General features: G+C 55.3%; 5 protein-coding genes and 1 pseudogene. 2 read left to right on the forward strand and 4 right to left on the reverse strand.

From position 1 onward, the window contains the following. The 4 genes and pseudogenes from ACR0AD_RS20990 to ACR0AD_RS21005 all read right to left on the reverse strand — a co-directional run. Positions 1–445 (reverse strand): annotated as a pseudogene (locus ACR0AD_RS20990) (transposase); the annotation flags it as partial. A gap of 281 nt (positions 446–726) precedes the next feature. Continuing rightward, a complete protein-coding gene (locus ACR0AD_RS20995) occupies positions 727–1368 on the reverse strand; it encodes a LysE family translocator (protein ID WP_480489506.1) in 642 nt (213 codons plus the stop codon). Beyond that, a complete protein-coding gene (locus ACR0AD_RS21000) occupies positions 1368–1871 on the reverse strand; it encodes an anthrone oxygenase family protein (protein ID WP_480489507.1) in 504 nt (167 codons plus the stop codon). Before ACR0AD_RS21000 ends, ACR0AD_RS20995 begins: the two co-directional genes overlap by 1 nt. A gap of 20 nt (positions 1872–1891) precedes the next feature. After that, entirely contained in the window at positions 1892–2737 is an 846-nt protein-coding gene (locus ACR0AD_RS21005; RefSeq protein ID WP_480489508.1) for a DUF6920 family protein, read from the reverse strand. 89 nt (positions 2738–2826) lie between these two features. On the opposite strand from ACR0AD_RS21005, the gene ACR0AD_RS21010 reads away from it, so the two are divergent. Both ACR0AD_RS21010 and ACR0AD_RS21015 read left to right on the forward strand, forming a co-directional pair. Next, entirely contained in the window at positions 2827–3459 is a 633-nt protein-coding gene (locus ACR0AD_RS21010; protein ID WP_480489509.1) for a TetR/AcrR family transcriptional regulator, read from the forward strand. Next, entirely contained in the window at positions 3452–3649 is a 198-nt protein-coding gene (locus ACR0AD_RS21015; protein ID WP_480489510.1) for a chorismate mutase, read from the forward strand. Before ACR0AD_RS21010 ends, ACR0AD_RS21015 begins: the two co-directional genes overlap by 8 nt. Positions 3650–3754: the final 105 nt, after the last annotated feature.

Genomic DNA, 3754 nt, shown 5'->3' on the forward strand with positions numbered 1-3754 from the left:
CCGAACCTGCGCCGCTTGGCAGCGACGGCCTTCATCTCCTTCCTGATCTCAGGATTGTCGGGCGGGCGTTCACGCCTGACAGTTTTGGGATCGACACCAACGAGCCTGCACGCTCGGCGTTGCGAGATGTCATGATCCCGCATCGCCCTGAGCGCCGCACCCCGCCGCTCGGTTGGCGTCGTCAGTTCTTTCCCAAAAGATCCTTCAGAACAGCATTGTCCAGCATCGTATCGGCCAGCAGGCGTTTGAGCCTGGCGTTCTCGTCTTCCAGCGACCGCAGCTTGGCGACATCCGACACCTCCATGCCGCCATACTTCGATTTGTATTTGTAGAACGTACCCTGGCTGAGGCCGTGCTTGCGGCACACCTCCGCCGTCGGCATTCCGGCTTCCTGTTCTTTGATCATCCCGATAATCTGCGCCTCGGTGAAACGGCTCTTTCGCATTCGTTTGCTCCTTCGAAAGGTTGAGCAAACTCTACATCAGAACGAGGGAAGTTTCGGGGAGCAGGTCACCATCAATGACTGCGAAGAGAAGTGTGACCCGGATGAGAGACAACGATCCTAAAGCACGGAATCGAAACGATGAAATGAACTTGACCCAAACGCCCGATTAGAGAAGTGCGCTTTCGCTGCGGTTGCGCCAAGGTCGGCTTCGGTAGCCAGGGCTGTTAAAAAAAACGATTGTCTTCTCGGCCGCGAGCATCCTTGGTTTGAGCGGCAGAGACCTACACATCGGCGCGCTTCAGGAAGGTCAACGCAAGACCCAAGGCGACAAGAAGACTGCCACATACCCTGTCGATCCAGAGCGCCCCGCGATTGCTGAGAAACTGAACTGCTTTTGCGCCCAGTCCCGCATAGGCGGCCATGACGATGACATCGACCGTGATAAAGACCAGTGCCAGCGTTACATATTGTTGAAACACAGGCTCTGTCGGTTTGAGGAACTGCGGCAGGAAAGCAGTAAAAAACAGGTATCCCTTGGGGTTTGTGACCGCGACAAGAAAGCTCTTTCTTAAAACCGCTCGGTTGTTGCGAAGCGCACCCGATCTCACGTTTTCGGACGGGTTCGCGACTGGCCCCAACTGACCGGATGATCGCATCATTTGCACGCCCAGCCAGACGAGGTAAGCGACGCCGATCCATTTGACGATGCTGAACCAAAAAGCTGACGCGGCAAGAACAGCTCCGAGTCCTAAACCGGCTGCCGTGATCAGAACAGCATCAGAGATAGCAGCCCCGGCAATACCGTACCCTGCCGTAGCGATGCCGAACCGTGATCCATTGGACAAGGCAAGTAGAACAGTCGGACCGGGTGTCATAACGACAACGAGCGCCAGAAGGGCGAATGTCAGAAGTGACAGTTCCATCACGTAGACTCCAAGTTTAGAAAGAAAATAGCTAGGCCAGTCAGGATTAGGCAAACTCCGCTCACCAGAGTGCGAAGCAAGTTCCAGACCTGCCAGGAGGTTGAGTAGTTTTGCCAAATACCTTGGGCGGCCCCGATATCCGAAGGCACAACGACTTCTGCCAGGGCTTCATTCATGGGGACATTCACCGTCGCTGTGACGAAGAAGGCCCCTACGATGTACAAAATGGCAGCCAGTCCAAAGAGCACGGCTGATTTTTTTCTGGCTTGCCGGGCGGCGATGATGGCCGTTGCGCCCAGAATGACTGGTGTCAGGAAGAAGGCCGGGAAGAACACCACGTTTCGGACCGAAGCATTCATCGCTTGCATCGCGGCAATGGCTGTTCGTGGATCCGTCGCGTCCAACCCCCACATTGTTGAACAGACCCTGGCGTAGAAAAACCCGAAGATAGCGCCGATGCTCAAGAGCGAGAGCATCGACATGAAGGTGAGAATTTTTGGCATTGGTCTGGCTCTTTGCAGGGTCATTCGAAAGTGAACCCAGTCAACTGTGCATCAAAGAACGGGTAGACTTCGCCGTCTGCCATGCGCGAAATAACAAAGGCATGGGGGATCATTACGCCGCTTATTTCGCGGTAATCTGAACGTGTGACATGTTCACCCGAGCCGTGATAGGGCGTATTCAGATCGCCGTCCTCTTCAGCCACCATATGTGTGATGGCGCCATTCTCGGCGAAATGCACAATCATCGTAGACCGAAGCCCATCGGCGGCGACAATGGCGCGCGCGCTGTTAGCGTTGATCGGTTCCCATGTGACCGGCCCACCGGGCAAGAGCGCCTGTGGAAAAAGGGCACTTTCCAAGAGCCAACGGCGCAGTGAAACAACATTGAGTTCAGGCGTTTCGCGCTCATCCACGACCGTCAGTGTAGAGAGAATCTTCGCCTTCATCTCCATCTCGCCGTCGGCAAAGTAATCATACGCACGGGCCCAGATGCCAGGGAGGATCGGCGTGGTCGCCGAGAACATAAGCGCCGGTTCCGAAATAGCGATTACCTGTTCTGCCGTGGTGAAGTTGAACCCGTCTGTCTGTGGACGTCGGAATTCTCCCTCGGACGTGAGCCGCACAAGGCGCGCCTCTGGGACCCCGTTGGGGAATGCAAAGTCGAAGTAGCGTTGGACGGGCGAGGGCAAGGCGTCCAGATCGACCTGACCTAATGTCGCAAAGTCGGACGGGCGGGCCCGCTCTGCGATGTGGGACTGGAACGCGGAGATGTCTCTTTCGGTCCTGTAACTGCCAATCCCGATTGCGATGCCAGCGCCCAGGGCCAAAACGGCAACGCTACCCAGTGTCCATTTCAGAATACTCATGACTTTTTCCTCATGCTTAAAAACGTAATAGATATTACGGTTGCACTTATCCGTAATATTGGTTACGGTTTCTGTCAACAGGCTGGAGAATGATTTTGCGTGAAGAGAAACGATCCCTGCGCCAGCAACAGATCGAGGCGGCTGCCTACGAGGTGCTGGAGGCCAAAGGGTATGGGGGCACGTCCATGCAGGGCATTGCCAAACAGGCCCGCGCATCAAATGAGACCTTGTACAATTGGTACGGGGATAAGCAGGGGCTGTTTCGTGCCCTCGTCACGCGCAACGCGGAAGAAGTGAAGTCACACCTGGAAGCTGAATTGGAAACCGACCATGACGCGCTTACAATTCTGGGAACGCTGGGTCCAAAGCTTTTAGACTTACTGACAGGTGATCGCGCCGTTGCCCTCAATCGCGCCGCAGCAGCTGATAGCAGCGGTGAACTCGGCGCGACACTTTCAAAGGTCGGGCGCGAATCCGTGTTTCCCTTGTTAGAGCAGGTGCTGCTTCGTGCACGGCGCGAGGGTCAACTGCACTTTGAGACATCGGGAGAAGCTGTTGGCCTCTATCTGGACCTGTTGATCGGCGACCAGCAAATCCGGCGTGTGATCGGGCGACTCCCAGCTCCAACAGCGGAAATTTGTGTGGCGCGCGCTCAGAGAGCTGTGAGCCTTCTTCGCCAGCTCCTTAGCAACCAAGTTACTACTGAAGAAAATCATGAGTAAACTTATTCCGCCCGAGGCCTGCACAACTATGGCTGAGCTTCGCGTTCAGATCGACGCCATTGACGTCGAATTGCTCACCCTTCTGGCCACCCGCACCGGCTACATCGACCGTGCTGTCGATTTGAAGAAGATCGAAGGCTTGCCTTGTCTGCCATCAGCACCCATGGAACAGAATAGTTTGATTGCGTAGAGGAGGATTTCAGGCGGTATTGCCAAGTTGTTTGAGGATGCATGAAAAGTGATTTTGTTCCGCGCTCAGGCTGTCATTTCTGCAGTGTATTCATCCCAGAGTGTG

This window comes from Ruegeria sp. BH8 (assembly GCF_056538065.1).